This window comes from Sinomonas atrocyanea, assembly GCF_030811715.1.
In the GTDB taxonomy this organism is placed as follows: domain Bacteria; phylum Actinomycetota; class Actinomycetes; order Actinomycetales; family Micrococcaceae; genus Sinomonas; species Sinomonas atrocyanea_A.
In genome coordinates this window covers 87925-101681 of the sequence record NZ_JAUSRH010000013.1, presented here as the reverse complement: position 1 = coordinate 101681, position 13757 = coordinate 87925, and the positions used below count along the sequence as shown (strand labels likewise).

16 protein-coding genes are annotated in these 13757 nt (G+C 69.3%); 6 read left to right on the top strand and 10 right to left on the bottom strand.

Annotated elements, in window-relative coordinates:
- Positions 1-33 precede the first annotated feature (33 nt).
- Together J2W21_RS16970 and J2W21_RS16965 are read left to right on the top strand one after the other, a co-directional pair.
- A complete protein-coding gene (locus J2W21_RS16970) occupies positions 34-351 on the top strand; it encodes a hypothetical protein (protein WP_307115697.1) in 318 nt (105 codons plus the stop codon).
- 85 nt (positions 352-436) lie between these two features.
- Entirely contained in the window at positions 437-784 is a 348-nt protein-coding gene (locus J2W21_RS16965; protein WP_307115696.1) for a hypothetical protein, read from the top strand.
- A gap of 37 nt (positions 785-821) precedes the next feature.
- Here J2W21_RS16965 and J2W21_RS16960 read toward each other — a convergent pair whose 3' ends face one another.
- From J2W21_RS16960 to J2W21_RS16935, 6 genes are all read right to left on the bottom strand, one after another.
- Complete coding sequence (locus J2W21_RS16960) at positions 822-2297, bottom strand: aldehyde dehydrogenase (NADP(+)) (RefSeq protein ID WP_373423123.1); 1476 nt, start codon at positions 2295-2297, stop codon at positions 822-824.
- 71 nt (positions 2298-2368) lie between these two features.
- Positions 2369-3280 (bottom strand): dihydrodipicolinate synthase family protein, encoded by a 912-nt coding sequence (locus tag J2W21_RS16955; RefSeq protein WP_307115694.1) that lies wholly within the window; start codon positions 3278-3280, stop codon positions 2369-2371.
- A 19-nt stretch (positions 3281-3299) separates the two neighbouring features.
- Positions 3300-4181, bottom strand: a complete 882-nt coding sequence (locus J2W21_RS16950) for a fumarylacetoacetate hydrolase family protein (protein WP_307115693.1) — start codon at positions 4179-4181, stop codon at positions 3300-3302.
- Positions 4178-5476, bottom strand: coding sequence for an alpha-hydroxy acid oxidase (locus tag J2W21_RS16945; RefSeq protein ID WP_307115692.1), 1299 nt, complete (start codon positions 5474-5476; stop codon positions 4178-4180). Before J2W21_RS16945 ends, J2W21_RS16950 begins: the two co-directional genes overlap by 4 nt.
- Positions 5473-6447: a C-terminal binding protein gene (locus tag J2W21_RS16940; RefSeq protein WP_307115691.1), complete on the bottom strand. Its 975-nt coding sequence runs from the start codon at positions 6445-6447 to the stop codon at positions 5473-5475. Before J2W21_RS16940 ends, J2W21_RS16945 begins: the two co-directional genes overlap by 4 nt.
- The gene (locus J2W21_RS16935; protein WP_307115690.1) at positions 6444-7835 is read right to left on the bottom strand and encodes an MFS transporter; all 1392 of its coding nucleotides are present in this window, start codon (positions 7833-7835) and stop codon (positions 6444-6446) included. The genes J2W21_RS16940 and J2W21_RS16935 overlap by 4 nt, the downstream gene beginning before the upstream one ends.
- 151 nt (positions 7836-7986) lie before the next feature.
- Here J2W21_RS16935 and J2W21_RS16930 point away from each other — a divergent pair, with 151 nt between their 5' ends.
- Positions 7987-8754: an IclR family transcriptional regulator gene (locus J2W21_RS16930; RefSeq protein ID WP_307115689.1), complete on the top strand. Its 768-nt coding sequence runs from the start codon at positions 7987-7989 to the stop codon at positions 8752-8754.
- A 55-nt stretch (positions 8755-8809) separates the two neighbouring features.
- A complete protein-coding gene (locus tag J2W21_RS16925; RefSeq protein WP_307115688.1) occupies positions 8810-9457 on the top strand; it encodes a bifunctional 4-hydroxy-2-oxoglutarate aldolase/2-dehydro-3-deoxy-phosphogluconate aldolase in 648 nt (215 codons plus the stop codon).
- An 86-nt stretch (positions 9458-9543) separates the two neighbouring features.
- Here J2W21_RS16925 and J2W21_RS16920 read toward each other — a convergent pair whose 3' ends face one another.
- Positions 9544-10461 (bottom strand): DUF2382 domain-containing protein, encoded by a 918-nt coding sequence (locus J2W21_RS16920; protein WP_307115687.1) that lies wholly within the window; start codon positions 10459-10461, stop codon positions 9544-9546.
- 141 nt (positions 10462-10602) lie between these two features.
- Here J2W21_RS16920 and J2W21_RS16915 point away from each other — a divergent pair, with 141 nt between their 5' ends.
- Entirely contained in the window at positions 10603-11064 is a 462-nt protein-coding gene (locus J2W21_RS16915; RefSeq protein ID WP_307115686.1) for a GNAT family N-acetyltransferase, read from the top strand.
- A gap of 160 nt (positions 11065-11224) precedes the next feature.
- A complete protein-coding gene (locus tag J2W21_RS16910) occupies positions 11225-11860 on the top strand; it encodes a hypothetical protein (RefSeq protein ID WP_307115685.1) in 636 nt (211 codons plus the stop codon).
- On the opposite strand, the gene J2W21_RS16905 is transcribed toward J2W21_RS16910, so the two are convergent.
- Genes J2W21_RS16905 through J2W21_RS16895 form a run of 3 tightly spaced genes read right to left on the bottom strand, consistent with a single transcriptional unit; the run spans position 11839 to position 13756 of the window.
- Complete coding sequence (locus tag J2W21_RS16905; RefSeq protein ID WP_307115684.1) at positions 11839-12603, bottom strand: ABC transporter permease; 765 nt, start codon at positions 12601-12603, stop codon at positions 11839-11841. The genes J2W21_RS16910 and J2W21_RS16905 overlap by 22 nt on opposite strands.
- Positions 12600-13379 carry an ABC transporter ATP-binding protein gene (locus J2W21_RS16900; RefSeq protein WP_307115683.1) on the bottom strand — a complete coding sequence of 260 codons (780 nt, stop codon included), beginning with the start codon at positions 13377-13379 and terminating at the stop codon, positions 12600-12602. The genes J2W21_RS16905 and J2W21_RS16900 overlap by 4 nt, the downstream gene beginning before the upstream one ends.
- The gene (locus J2W21_RS16895; protein WP_307115682.1) at positions 13379-13756 is read right to left on the bottom strand and encodes a DUF1048 domain-containing protein; all 378 of its coding nucleotides are present in this window, start codon (positions 13754-13756) and stop codon (positions 13379-13381) included. The genes J2W21_RS16900 and J2W21_RS16895 overlap by 1 nt, the downstream gene beginning before the upstream one ends.
- Position 13757 lies beyond the last annotated feature (1 nt).

Below are 13757 nucleotides of genomic sequence, written 5' to 3'. Positions count from 1 at the left end.
TTCACCGCAACCGCTCGGACGAGGAGGGCGAAGATGGAGGACGCATACGTAGCGCCCAGACCGGAATGGGGGAGCGGCACAGCCGCCGCTGGCGCGGAGGAGGCGGAACTGCTCTTCGGCAGGGCGCTGGAGCGGGTCCGGGCCTTCCGCTCCGTGCACGGGAGGCTCCCGGAGGCCGGAGGTCGGGACGAGCCGGACGAGCCCATCCTCGGCGCATGGCTGGAACACCAGCGGCACCGGCGCACCATGGATGACCTGCCGCCGTGGAAGGACAACGAGCTCTCCCGCGCTCTGGGATCAATGTGGTGGAACGGGCAGGACGGCGGGAGGCCGCCCCTGCCGTACCACTGAGGACGCACGGGCGGATCCGCCCCAGCTTCTTGTGTGACCGCAGCGTTGACGGGGAATCAACTACCCCACACAAGGGGGTGGGAGCGTGATCGACAGGCATTCGGCAGAGAAGCAGAGGGCACGCATCGAGGCAATGGCGGCCGAGCTCGGTCCGGACGAGCCGCTCTGGTTCGAGGTCCGGAGCGCCCGGCAAGCGCCGGGTTCGCGGTGGAAGGCGGCTGTCGGCAGACGCGGGCAGACCGGCGCGGCGTTCTCAGGGGAGGGCGGCGCGTGCGTCCTGTTCGAGTTGGACTACCCGAGCCAGCTGCCGGAGTGGCTCGAAGCCATTGGCATCAGACCTGAACAGCCTATTCCCCTCAATTGGCGCAACCTGGTGTCCTTCGACTGCCCTGTCGAGTGCACCCGTCGCCGCGGGCAAGCCGGCCTCGACTGAGGCTACGGTCGAGACCACCGTCTGGGTGGGCCTCCGGTCAGACGGACGCCGACTGGCGGCTCGGGACGGTGTGCCAGCGGCCGTCGATGCGCTGGGGGACTCCCCATGGATTGTTGTCGCGCAACGGTTCGGGCAGGAGACCCAGCGGGAAGGACTGATAGGAGACCGGGCGCAGGAATCGGCGGATGGCCGCCGTGCCGACCGACGTCGTGTTGGACGTCGTCGCCGGAAAGGGGCCGCCGTGGTGCTGCGCGTAGCTGACCGTGACGCCCGTGGGCCAGCCGTTCCACAGCACCCGGCCACTGATCCCCGCAAGGATGTCCACGAGGTCCGAGGGGGTTTCGCCCGGTGCCGTCTGGAGGGTGGTTGTGAGCTGGCCTTCCAGGAGCTGGGCGAGCGCGGGGAGCTGGCTCTCGTCGTCGTACTCGATGATGAGGCTCGCCGGGCCGAACATCTCGCGGCGCAGAAGCTCCGGGTCGGCCAGCACGCGGGAGCTGGTGGTGTGAAGGACCATGGGTGCCGGCTCCGGTGCAAAGGTTCCTTCCACCAGTACGTCGACGCCCGCGTGGCCGCGGACCTCGGTGACGGCCCGGCGGTAGCCCTCGAGAAGCGCGTCGCTCAGGAGCCTGGTCGGGGTGAACCCATCCAGTGACGCGAGAAGGACCCGCCTGATCTCCTCGCCGCCCGTGGCCGGAACGAACAGGAGTCCGGGCTTGGTGCAGAACTGGCCCATGCCCAGCGTGAACGACCCCACGTACTCCTTCAGAATGGCTTCTCGCCTCTGCTGCCAGGCCGCGGTGGTGACGAAGACGGCGTTGATGCCGCCGAGTTCGCCGTAGAACGGGATGGGCTCGGGCCGGCTCTGGGCGTGCTGGAGCAGTGCTCGGCCGCCTGCGGTGGAGCCGGTGAAGCCGATGGCCTTCACCAGTGGGTGGTCAACGAGGTGCTCCCCGGCGGAACGGCCGGCGACCAGGGAGAACAGCCCTGCGGGTGCTCCCGCAGACTCCAGAGCCGCGGCGACCGTCTGGGCTGTCTGTTCGGCGAGGTCCGGGTGCGCCTCGTGGGCCTTGTGCACCACGGAACAGCCCGCGGCCAGGGCAGAGGCGCTGTCACCGCCCATCACGCTGAAGGCGAAGGGGAAGTTGGAGGCGCCGAACACCCCGACCACCCCCAGGGGCTGGTTGACCCTGCGCAGGTCAGGCCGGGGCCCCATGCCCCAGGCCGGGTCGGAATGGTCGATGGTGGCGTCGAGGTGCTCGCCCTGGCGGACCTCGCTCGCGAACAGCTGCAGCTGGAAGATGCTCCGCCGGAGCTCGGACTCAAGCCGCGGTCGTCCCAGGGACGTCTCGCGGTCCGCTGTCGCCACGAGGGCCGGTCCGTCGTGGGCCAGCCCCTCGGCGATGGCCTCCAGCCAGGAGGCCCGGGTGGACAAGTCGACCTGCCGGCCGGCTCGGAACGCTTCGTGGGCTGCCCGGACTGCGGCGTCGAGGGCCTCGGGGCTCGTGTCCTTCATGGGTGTTGCCTCCGTCATCGTTGAAACTGGCGGCGCCGGCCTGTCCCGGCGCGGGGGTGGGTGTTGCGGCCTCAGGCCCAGCGCAGGATGAGCGGGTCCCTGCTCTCCGCGAGCCGGATCAGCTGGCGCCGGGTGTGGGGCGGCAGAGCGGGAAAGGGGGCCCTCGTTGTGTCGTGGGCGATGATGCCGCCCTCCTGCAGCAGCGCTTTCGTTGCGCGCAGGCCGCATTGGCGGTTCTCGAAATGGATGAGCGGGAGGACCGCCTCCCAGTCCTCCGCCGCCCCGTCGCGTTCACCCTTGTGGAAGCGGTGCACGATGGGGCCGAGCTTGTCCGGAACCATCGAGCTGCACATCGTTCCGCTGGCGCCCGCCTCCAGGTCCGGGATGAGGGTGATGCCTTCCTCCCCGTCGAAGGGGCCGGGAAGGTCATCCCCGGCGGCGGAGACGAGCGCCCGGAGTGTGTCGGCGCTCTGCGGTGTCTCGATCTTGACGTACTTCACCTGCGGAATCTCGCGGGCCAGCCGCGCCAGCAGGGCCACGGAGAGCCGGGTCGGGCAGACGGGAGCGTCCTGGATCATCACGTCGATCTGCAGCCCGTCCGTCACCCTCTTGAAGTACTCCAGGACCGATTCTTCATCGGCGGTGACCCCCGCCCCATAGAACGGAGGCATGAGCATGACGAGCGAGGCGCCCAGTTCCTGCGCCCGCAGCGCCCGAGCCCTGGCCACCCTGGCGCTGTAGTGGCTGGCGGCGACGCAGACCGGCAGGCGGCCACCCAGGTGCTCCAGCGTGCTGGCGGAGATCAGGTCCCGCTCGGCGTCGTCGAGGGAGAACTGCTCGGAATAGTTCGCCAGAATGCAGACGCCGTCCGAGCCGGCGTCCACGAGGTAGTCGAGCACGCGCAGCTGCCCGGCCAGATCGAGGGACTCGTCGTCGCGGAAGACGGTAGGGGCCACGGGGATGACCCCGCTCAGCACTGACACTCAAGCTCCTTTCGCTGTCTCAGACCCGGGCCACGGCGTTGGAGAGCACGCCGATGCCTTCGATGCCGATCGTCACGTTGTCCCCCTCGGACAGGATGAAGTCCAGGTCCGGGACGACGGAGGTCCCGGTCGAGAGCACAGCGCCCTCCGGGTAGTCCTCTGCGCGGATGAGGTAGTCGGCGAGCTCCGTGAACTTCCGCTTGAGCTTCGCCGTGGACGTGCTCCCCTTCCACACCACCTCGCCGCGCCGGGCGATGTCCATGGTGATCCCCGTGTTGTCCGGATCGGGCATGGCGCCTGCCAGCCGGATCCAGGGCCCGATGACGCAGCTGTGCCGGTACACCTTGGCCTGCGGCAGGTAGAGCGGGTTCTCGCCTTCGATGGACCGCGAGCTCATGTCGTTGCAGATCGTGTAGCCCATGACCTCGCCTCGGAAGTTCAGGACGAGGGCAAGTTCTGGTTCCGGGACGTTCAGTTCCGAGTCGGCTCGGATGCCCGCCGGTCCGCCGGGTCCGGAGACCCGCCAGCCGAGCCCCTTGAAGAACAGCTCCGGCCGCTCGGCGTCGTACACCCGGTCGTAGATGTCCGCCTCGCTGCTTTCCTCCATCCGGGCTTCCTTCGAGATCTGGTAGGTCACCCCTGCTGCCCAGACCTCGGTGTAGTCGTCTACCGGGGCGAGGAGCTGCGTCGGAGCCTCGGAGGCGAGGGGGGCTGCGTCGAGGGTGCGCAGGGCGTCGGAGACCTCGAGGGCGAGCAAGGACCCGAGTCGGGTTTCCGCGCCGAGGGCGCGCAGTCCATCCGGGCTCTGGTAGAACCAGCGGGCGGCTCCGGACTGGGTCCGGGCCTTCAGCAGAGTTCCGAGGGGTGCATCGTTGGGGTTGAGCGGCTGGTTCCTGGTCATCGGATCGGAGTCCCTTCAGGGGTGTTGGCGTGGAGGCTCACATGGCGTGGGGCGATTTTCGACGTCGCGTCGAGCCCGAGGAGTTGGAGGCCCCGGCGGTACTCGGAAAGCAGGATCTCCACCGCTCGTTCGACGCCGGCCTCGCCGCCCGCCATCAGCCCATAGAGGTAGGCCCGGCCGATCATCACGGCGTCTGCGCCGTTGGCCACGGCGGCGATGATGTCCTGTCCATGCCTGATTCCGCTGTCGAGCAGCACGGTGGCGTCTGGGCCGACCGCCTCCCGCACCGCCGGCAGGATGTCGAGGGTGGCCGGAGTCCGGTCGAGCTGGCGCCCGCCGTGGTTGGAGACCACCACGCCGTCGGCTCCGAGCTCCGTCACCCGGCGGGCGTCGTCGGGGTTCTGGATGCCTTTCACCAGGAGGTTGTGCGGCCACTTCTTCCGCAGCCAGACCAGGTCGTCATAGTCGAGCCCCGGATCAAACAAGAGGGCTGCGACGTCCGCGGAGGTCCCGGGGAAGTCGCGGACGGAGGCGAAATCGATGGGCTCGGTGGTGAGCTTGTTGATCCACCAGTACGGGAAGCGGGACATGTCCAGGAAGGTCTTCAGGGTCAGCGAGGGCGGAATCGTCAGGCCGTTGCGGACGTCCTTCAGGCGCCGGCCGCCTACTGCTGTATCGATGGTCAGCAGGACCGTGCGGCACCCGGCCTCGAGTGCGCGGTCCACCAGTTCGTTGTTCAGTCGCCGGTTGTTGGTGAGGTAGAGCTGGAACCAGTTCTTCCCCTCTGGTGCAGCCTCCCGCACATCTTCGATGGTGGTGGTTCCGACCGTCGAGAGGGCGTACGGCAGGTTGCGGCGCTGGGCGACGCGGGCCACCGCCGCTTCACCCTCGTGGTGCATCATCCGGGTGTACCCGGTGGGTGCGAAGACGAGCGGGAAAGCGATCCGTTCGCCGAGGAGCTCGGTGGAGAGGTCTGGATCGACCACCGGGTTGAGGTTCTCGGGAACGAAGACCGCGTCCCGGAAAGCCTGCAGGTTGCGGGATGCCGTCACCTCGGCGTCCGCCGCGCCGTCGACGTAGTCGAAGACGGCGCGCGGAGTGGTGCGGCGGCCTATGCGGCGCAGGTCCTCGATGGTGAGGGCGCTCTCCAGTCGGCGCCTGACCGGGTCCAGGACCGGCGCACGGAACTGCAGCAGTTCGCGCACCTCGGAGATCCGGGGCAGCCGTCGGCGCACCTGCACTCGGCCGTCCGGGGCCGGCTTCTCAGAGCGCTTGACGGTCTCGGTCTCGGTCATGCGAGTACCTCCGGGTTGACGATGTTGCGGGGCGTCTGGCCGGCAGCGACATCCATCACGTTCTCGGCCGTCCGGCGCTTGAGTTCTTCCTGCGATTCCTCGCTGTACCACGCGGCGTGCGGCGTGAGGACGACATTCTCGAGTCCGAGAAGCCTGCTGGCTGACGGAAGGGGCTCTTCCTCGAACACGTCCAGCCCGGCCCCTCGGATGCTTCCCGACTCCAGAGCCTCCACCAGCGCGTCCGTGTCCACCACGCCGCCGCGGCAGGTGTTGATGACCACGGCTCCCGGTTTCATCTTCGCCAGGACGTCGGCGTTGATCAGGTGGCGCGTGTGCCCGTTGAGCGGGACGTGGAGGGAGAGCACGTCAGCCCGCCTGACGAGCTCGTCGAACGTCACGACCGGTGTCCCGTCCGGGCTGACGGTGCCGGGGGAGTGGAGCGGGTCGAAGCCGATGGTGCTGTACCCGAGCCCTCTGGCCTTGCGGGCTGTCGCGGCCCCGATCAGGCCGAGGCCGGCGACCCCGAAGACGCGTCCGGAGAGGCGGTGCAGCGGCTGTGCCGGGGCGAGCGAGTAGTCGCCGCTGCGCATGGCGCGGTCCAGGGCGGCAACGCCGCGGGCGAGGGCCATGGTGAGCGCGATGGCGTGGTCGCTGACGTCCTCGGTGCCGTAGTCCGGGACGTTGCACACGGCAACGCCCAGAGAGGTGGCGGCGTCCACGTCCACGTTGTCGACGCCGACCCCGTAGCGTCCCACGGCCTTCAGCCCAGGCAGCGCCTCAAGGACGCGACGGGTCACCGGCGCGTACTGGACCAGAATGCCTCGGGCCCCCTCGGCCGCCCGGATGACGTCCTCCTCCGTGCGGCAGTCGGCCCGGACCAGCTCCATGCCCCTCGAGGCGGCGACTGCCTCCTCCTCGGCGAGCGAGTCCTGGTCCCAGTCGGTGACGACGATGCGCGGTGAAGAGCTCACAGGACCCCCTCCGTCGCGGTGACCTGCTCCTGCTCGACGTAGCCGTACACCTCGGGGAGGATGTACGTCGCGGCGAGGTAGCCGGTCAGGGACAGCAGGGCAACGAGGGCGGTGGCCAGCGGCACTCCGAGCGCGGTGAACATGATCGGGAAGAAGAAGATCGAGACGAACGACGCGAGCTTCACGAAGATGTAGCCGAACCCCGAAGCGGTCGCCCGGTAGCGCGAGGGGGCGACCATCGAGGCGATGGTCATGCCGTTGGACGCGTCCCAGTAGTGGCCGAACATCAGGCCGGCCGCCGCGAGCGGGACCAGGGGCTTCCAGTCCACCTGCAGGAAGATGGCGGCGAGGATCAGGGAGACGAACGCCAGCCCGTAGCCCACGCGGGCGACGCCCTTGTGGCCGATCTTGGGGGTGGCCAAGGGTGCGGTGAACCCGCCGATCGTGGCGATGACATAGATGCCTGCTGTGAGGAAGTTGGTCGCCGTGATGCCGGAGACGCCGGTGAGGATGAGGATGGTCGGCAGGTAGAACCCGAACGCGGCGAACTCCGCTCCCTGCATGGCGTTGGAGATCCAGGCGAAGATGGTGGCCCGCCGGCGCGTGGGGTCGGCCCAGATGCTGGTCAGGAAGTCCCGTGTGCGGGGCCGGTCGATCGCGTAGTCCTGGTCGGGCAGCATCTCGAGGTCGTCGTTGAACATCTCGCGGGAGACCTTCTTGGCCTGCGCGAACTTGCCCCGCTGGATGAGGGCGAGAGCGGTGTCCGGAACGTCCAGTCGCAGGGCCAGCAGGGCCAATGCCGGCACGGCCCCCAGCGCCAGTCCCAGCCTCCACAGCAGGGCGTGGTCCATGCCGGTCATGTAGAGCACGGTGATCACGACGATGGCGACGATCTCCCCGATGCCGAACATCATCTGCCACCGGTTGCCCATTACTTCGCGCTTGCCCTTGGGCATGCTCTCCATGATGTAGGCGTAGCCGGTCGAAATGTCGCTGCCGAGCGGGAAGCCGAGCAGGAACCGAATGATGACCAGCTGCCACATGTCGGTCGCGAAGCCCTGTGCGGCGGCCAAGACGATGAACGCGATCATCGTGGCCAGGAAGACTTTCCGCCTGCCGAGGCGGTCCGCGATCCAGCCCCCGAAGAAGGCACCCAGGAGCGCTCCCGCTTGGACCGCGCCGGACGCGAGTCCCAGCATCGCTGGGCTGGGATGGAGGTCCTTGCTCACGAAGATCAGGAGGAAGGAGATGGAGTAGAGGTCCCACGCCTCGATGAGGATGGTCGAGATCATCAGCCAGCCAGCACGGCGGCCGTCCCCCGTCCCCTCCTGGTTCAGCACGTGCTTTGCGGCCCGATCGCTCAGGGTCAACAGTTCTCTCTGGTCCACAGCGGCTCCTTTGCCGACCACCTGCGTTCCGCTTGACGGAACGGTATTCAGGGTGATGGAATCGTATAGGAAGTAGGCTATGGATCCTCCCGAGAGGTGTCAATTGCCGACGCCGTCTCGGCCGGAAGCTGCCGAGGAACGAGGGAGGGCAATGACGACGACGACGCACGGTTCCGCTGCCGGTGACGGGGCGGCCCCCAGGAAGCTGCTCAGACTGCTGGAAGCGCTGGGCAGTTCCGAGGGGAGGACGCAGCTGGCCTCCCTGGCGCGCGAGGCCGGCATGGCGAAGTCCACGGCGCACCGCCTGCTCGGCGTGCTGGTGTCCGAAGGGTGGGCGGCAGTCCACGACGGCGGTTCCTACGAACTCGGCCCCCGGGCACGGGCGCTGGCCGCCGCCGCCATGCGTGACCCGGTCAATGCCAGCGTGGACGGCGTCCTCCAAGACCTCTCCAGGACGGTCTCGCAGACCGTGCACTTGGGACTCGCTGCTGGCGACCACTTCATCTACACCCACAAGGTCGAAGGTCCGCAGGGCTTCGGCATCGCCTCCCACGTCGGGATGAGGCAGCTCCTGCACAGCACGGCGATCGGCAAGTGCATCCTGGCAGGAATGCAGGATACGGAGGTGGCAGAGCTGGTGGGCCGCACGGGCCTGGCTGCCCGGACCCCCCGCACCCACCAGACGCTCGAAGCGTTGCTCGACGACCTCTCCCGCATCAGGGCGCAGGGCTTCGCCCTCGACGAAGAGGAGAACGAGGCCAATATCCGCTGCCTCGCCGTGCCCGTGCAGACCGGAGGGCGGACCGTCGGCGCGGTCAGCATCTCGACGGTCACCCTCCTCACCGACCTCGACTCGGTGCGGGGGTTCGTGCCGGCTGCACGCGCCGCAGCCTCTCGGGTCCAGGAGCTGCTGGCCTGACGGCGGGCGTCGGCAGCGCTCACGAGTTCACTGACTGAAAGGATCGGTCCATCCCATGGTCGACAATTCCGAGTTCAGCAGCATCTTCGGCGGGGCGCCGCTCATGGCGATCCTCCGCGGCATCGGGGTGGAGAGGAGCCTCGCCGTTTCCACGACCGCCTGGGACCTCGGCATTGACGTCGTCGAGCTGCCCATCCAGACTCCCGACGACGTCGAGGCCCTGCGCGTTGTGGCCGCGGCCGGGCGCGAGCGGGGCAAGGTCGTGGGCGCGGGCACCGTGGTCTCGGCCGGGCACGTGCAGCAGGCTGTCGATGCCGGCGCCCACTTCACCGTGAGCCCGGGGCTCGACCTCGAGGTCGTCCGGGCCTCCTCCGACGCCGGGCTGCTGCCTCTGCCCGGGGTGGCGACGCCGAGCGAGGTCCAGATCGCGCTCAGGGAGGGCCTGACCTGGCTCAAGGCGTTCCCCGCCTCGGTGCTGGGCACCGAGTGGATCAAGGCGATGGAGGGCCCCTTCCCGGCGGCGAAGTTCGTCACGACGGGCGGCATGCATGCCGGGAACGCGGGGGAGTTCCTCGCCGCCGGCGCGAAGGTCGTCGCTGTCGGGTCTGCGCTCGAGGACCCGACTCAGCTCCCCAAGCTCGCGGAACTGATGGGCAGGCCGGGGGCGAGCGTTCAAGCGCAGTCACAGAACGCGGCCACGTAGATCCCCAGCCATCACAAGGCCGAACGAAGGGGCCTGGGGAGGACGAATTCGTCCTCCTCAGGCCCCTCTTGCCGGTCAGAGTGAGGTCAGGGCCTGCGGCCGCCCTCCGTCCCCTCGGTGTCGATGTGCTCCTTGGAGACTTCTTCGTTCACGGTCTCCTCGCTGGTGCGCGTCTCGGTTCCGAGGCGGACGCGCTCGACGGGTACCGTCTCCTTGTCCACCACGGGGCGCTCCTCGTGGAGGGTGACCTCGTGCTCGTCTTCGGTAAGGTCTGGGCCGCCCATAGCGGCGCCGCGGTTCTCATCCGTGATCGGCTCGCGTTCCACGCGGACTTCCTCACGCTGGACCGGGACGGTCTTGGTGACGTTCTCCGTGGTCACGTACTTGCGCAGCCGGGCCCGTCCGACCTCCTGCTTCTCGGTGCCGACGTTGAGCCGCTCCTCGGAGCGGGTCATCGCATCGTCCGTGCCCGTACCCGGCTCCGACCTGCGCTGCGTGCCCGAGACTTCGCTGGCCCTCTCGGTCTGCTCGGTGTCGGTGCCGGCCAGGCCCGCGGACTCCCCGGTGCCGCCGTAGGCGGAGCCGCCCTCGCCGTAGACCGAGCCCGTGTCGCCCCGAACGGGCTCCGACGCGACGTCCGCCTGCTCGCGGCCGGAGGTCCCACCGACGACGCCCCGGGCGGCCCCGTCGGAACGGCCGTAGTGCTTGTAGAGGCGGTCCTCCTCGCCGGGCTCGAGGTGCCCGTCGGGGTCGATGCGGGGTGCGTCCTTGACCTGGTCCTTGGTGTAGGGGACTACGAGGTCGTCACCCCGGAGGTCTGCGTCCTGGAGGGGAACGAAGGACTCCTTCATGCCGAACAGGCCGGTCTTGACGGTGACCCATGTGGGCTGGCTGGTGTCGTCGTCGACGTAGAGCTCGCCGATGCCGCCGATCTTCTCGCCGTCCTGTCCGACGACGGCTCCGCCGTTGCGTCCGAGCGTCTCGACCTTTTCACGTCCGATCATCGCTGCTTCTCCTCAGGTTCGTGGATCTGCGTGCTGCTGCCCCGCTCTTCTTGAGGGATGTGCATGTGGTGCCCGTCCGCTTTCGGGCCAAACATCCCCGCCGCCCGGAGCGCCTACCATCACAGCGCCTACCATCAAGAGGTGCTCATCGCCCTCGACGACCCCCAGGCCCCCGACGTGCTCGCCCTGCTCGAGGAGCACCTGCGGGAGATGCATGCGACCTCGCCGGCCGAGAGCGTGCACGCCCTGGACCCGGCTGCCCTGGCCCAGCCGGACATCACCTTCTGGTCGGCCCGCGCCGCCGGCACGGGCACGCTGCTCGGCGTCGGGGCTCTGAAGCAGCACGACGCGGCGATGGCCGAGGTCAAGTCGATGCGCACGAGTGCCGCTGCCCGCGGCCGCGGCGTCGCGAGCGAGCTGCTGACAGCGATCATCGGCGAGTGCAGGTCCAGGGGCATCCGCCGGCTCGCGCTCGAGACGGGCACGGAGGAGTACTTCCTGCCGGCCCGCGCGCTCTACGCGAAGCACGGATTCACTCCGTGCGCGCCGTTTGCCGACTACACCGAGGACCCGAACAGCGCGTACTACACGCTCGCGCTCTGAGCCTGCGCGGACCCGCCCGGTGGTGCGGGGCCCGTCAAGATCCCGTCAAGGCTTGCCCGGGCCGCGTCAACGTCCTGCAAAGAACGGCCCGCTGGCGCCCTTCGGGGTGCTCTCATTCAGAGAGGGCCCCGCCCCGAGGGCTCCGGGAAGGACAGAAACGATGTGCGCCATCCAGGGCGCCATGCCCCTCATCGTGGTCGACGACGACGGCGAGTTCCACCTCTACCGGACCGAAGCCGAGCTGCTCCGTTCCGACGAGCGGCCCGGGACCAGCCGGTGCGTCATCGACCGCTCCGGCCTGTACCGCCACCTCCTGGCGGGCCCGGACGGCCTCCTCGCCGTGAGCCGGTCCCTCGGCCCGGCGGACCACTACTCGCTCCGGCAGCAGTTCCTCCGCCAGCAGCACGCCCACCCCGAGGCCCACCGGCTCCTGCGCCGCTACCCCTCGACGCGCGAGGACGTCCTGAGCGCCATCTTCGAGGAGCTCGAGCTCGAAGACCCTGCCGACCGGCAGGAGTGGACCCTCCATGCGGGCCCGACGACGACGCGGTGTGCGGGGCTCCACGCGGTCGACGCGCAGACTGCGCATCGTGCCGGCGTGGTGGTCGTGGCGGACCCGTTCGGTCACCTCTACGTGCCGCACGCACCGACGAACCGTGGCCTCGCCAGGCGCCTCAGGGGCAACCCGCTCTACGTCGAGATCGGGCCGCAGGACCGCCCACAGGGAAGCGCCGTCACCGGGCAGCACATCGACTCGGCCGCCGCCGGCGCCTCTCAGCCGGCCTTCCTCCGGTAGACCGCGATCGCGGAGGCGTAGGCAGCGGCCAGGGTGCCGAGGAGCCACGCGAGGGCTGTCCAGATGTCGCTGCCCACGGGCTCCTGGGCGAGCAGGGCGCGGATCGTGTCCACGATCGAGGTCACCGGCTGATGCTCGGCGAACCACGCGACGGGGCCGGGCATCGTTCCGGTGGGCACGAACGCCGAGCTGATGAACGGGAGGAAGATCAGTGGGTAGCTGAACGCGCTCGCGCCGTCGACCGTCTTGGCCGAGAGCCCGGCGATCACCGCGAGCCACGTCAGCGCGAGGGTGACGAGGACCAGGAGGCCGGCGACCGCGAGCCAGGCGCCCACGGACGCCCCCGAGCGGAAGCCCATGAGGAGCGCGACGCCGATCACGACGGCGACCGAGGCCAGGTTCGCGGCCAGCGAGGTGAGCACATGGGCCCACAGCACGCTCGACCGCGCGATCGGCATGGACCGGAAGCGTTCGAAGATGCCGCCCTGCAGGTCCAGGAACAGCCGGTAGGCGGTGTAGGCGATGCCGGAGGCGATGGTGATGAGCAGGATGCCCGGGAGCATGTAGTCGATGTACGACGTTCCGGATCCGGTGCTGATCGCGCCGCCGAGCACGTAGACGAAGAGCAGCAGCAGGGCGATCGGCGTGACCGCGGTGGTCAGGATCGTGTCAGGGCTGCGGAGGATGTGGCGCAGCGAGCGGGCGGTGAGGACGCCCGTGTCGCCGAGGACATGGGTGGTCATCGGGTTTCCTTTCCCGCGGGGGCGGTGTCGCCGACGAGGGCGAGGAACACGTCCTCCAGCGAGGGCTGCTTCTGGACGTATTCGGCCTTCGCGGCCGGCAGCAGCTGCCTGAGTTCGGCCAAGGTGCCGTTCTGGATGATGCGTCCCTCGTGCAGGATCGCGATCCGGTCGGCGAGCTGTTCGGCCTCGTCGAGGTACTGCGTTGTCAGTAGCACGGTGGTGCCGCCGGCCGCGAGCTGCCAGATGGTCTGCCAGACTTCGAGGCGGGACTGCGGGTCGAGGCCGGTGGTGGGCTCGTCGAGGAAGACGATGGGCGGGCTGCCGATCAGGCTCATGGCGATGTCGAGCCGGCGCCGCATCCCGCCGGAGTACGACGACGCCCTCCGGCCGCCCGCGTCCGTGAGCGAGAAGCGGTCGAGCAGCTCGTCGGCCGTCGCGCCAGGATCCTCCAGGTGGCGGAGCCTGGCGACCAGCACGAGGTTCTCGCGGCCGGTGAGCATCCCGTCCACGGCGGCGAACTGGCCGGTCAGGCTGATCGACTCGCGCACGTCGCGTGGCCGCGCGGCGACGTCGAACCCGTTGACCGCGGCGGTACCCGCGTCCGCCCCGAGCAGCGTCGCCAGGATCCGCACGAGTGTGGTCTTGCCGGCGCCGTTGGAGCCGAGCAGCGCGAAGATGCTCCCGGGACTCACGTCGAAGTCGACGCCCCTGAGGACGTGGACGTCCTTGAAGGACTTCTCGAGGCCCCGCACCCGGAGGGCCGGGTCCGCGGTCATCACGGCTCCTTCGGTTCGTGGTTGTTGACGGCCTCTGCGACGGCCTCGGTGAGGCGGGCGCGCTCCTTGTCGATCCACCGCGCGCCGCCGTAGGCCTGGGCGAACGTCTCGGCGAACTCGACCGGGTCGCTGCCGACGATCGCGTCCACGGGGGTCGCGTCGATGGCGGCGCGTTCCCAGAGGTCGGCCGAATCGCCGAGCATCGTGACGAGGGTGTCGCCGTCGGTGATGCCCCCGTAGTACATGAGGTAGCGCTCGAGGGCCTTCGCGACCGTGCGGTAGGGCTCGGGCAGCCCCTCGAGGCGGGCCTTGTGCTGCCGGTACTGCTTCTTCTGCTCGAGCGAGCCGGTGAGGGTCTCGATCCACTTGGCTGCCATG

Coding starts and splice junctions, on each gene's coding strand:
- J2W21_RS16970 (WP_307115697.1), top strand. CDS start 34: ATGGAGGACGCATACGTAGCGCCCAGACCGGAATGGGGGAGCGGCACA.
- J2W21_RS16960 (WP_373423123.1), bottom strand. CDS start 2,297: ATGAAGGACACGAGCCCCGAGGCCCTCGACGCCGCAGTCCGGGCAGCC.
- J2W21_RS16950 (WP_307115693.1), bottom strand. CDS start 4,181: ATGACCAGGAACCAGCCGCTCAACCCCAACGATGCACCCCTCGGAACT.
- J2W21_RS16945 (WP_307115692.1), bottom strand. CDS start 5,476: ATGACCGAGACCGAGACCGTCAAGCGCTCTGAGAAGCCGGCCCCGGAC.
- J2W21_RS16930 (WP_307115689.1), top strand. CDS start 7,987: ATGACGACGACGACGCACGGTTCCGCTGCCGGTGACGGGGCGGCCCCC.
- J2W21_RS16925 (WP_307115688.1), top strand. CDS start 8,810: ATGGTCGACAATTCCGAGTTCAGCAGCATCTTCGGCGGGGCGCCGCTC.
- J2W21_RS16920 (WP_307115687.1), bottom strand. CDS start 10,461: ATGATCGGACGTGAAAAGGTCGAGACGCTCGGACGCAACGGCGGAGCC.
- J2W21_RS16910 (WP_307115685.1), top strand. CDS start 11,225: ATGTGCGCCATCCAGGGCGCCATGCCCCTCATCGTGGTCGACGACGAC.
- J2W21_RS16905 (WP_307115684.1), bottom strand. CDS start 12,603: ATGACCACCCATGTCCTCGGCGACACGGGCGTCCTCACCGCCCGCTCG.
- J2W21_RS16900 (WP_307115683.1), bottom strand. CDS start 13,379: ATGACCGCGGACCCGGCCCTCCGGGTGCGGGGCCTCGAGAAGTCCTTC.
- J2W21_RS16895 (WP_307115682.1), bottom strand. CDS start 13,756: ATGGCAGCCAAGTGGATCGAGACCCTCACCGGCTCGCTCGAGCAGAAG.